We start from the raw sequence: 245 nt of genomic DNA on the forward strand, positions 1-245 counted from the left end.
GCCGCATCTTATGGCGCCGATCACCTTATTGTTGGACGAGGCGCCGATATCGTTGCGGACGTGAAGCGGCTCACGAACGGGCTTGGCGTCGACGTCGCCTATGACGGGATAGGCGGCGACACGCTTCTCAAAAGCATTCGTTCTGTCCGCCCATTCGGCATGGCTGTCACCATCGGTCAGGCCGCCGGTGATATTCCACCGGTGCCTGTCGAGGAACTTCGACCGGGCAAGGCGCTCTGCCATCC

At 61.6% G+C, this 245-nt stretch carries 1 protein-coding gene; it reads left to right on the forward strand.

Annotated elements, in window-relative coordinates:
• On the forward strand, positions 1–245 hold a 245-nt coding region (locus AF337_RS40100; protein WP_152970971.1), incomplete at both ends, for a zinc-binding dehydrogenase.

The organism is Rhizobium ecuadorense (assembly GCF_001187535.1).
In the GTDB taxonomy this organism is placed as follows: domain Bacteria; phylum Pseudomonadota; class Alphaproteobacteria; order Rhizobiales; family Rhizobiaceae; genus Rhizobium; species Rhizobium ecuadorense.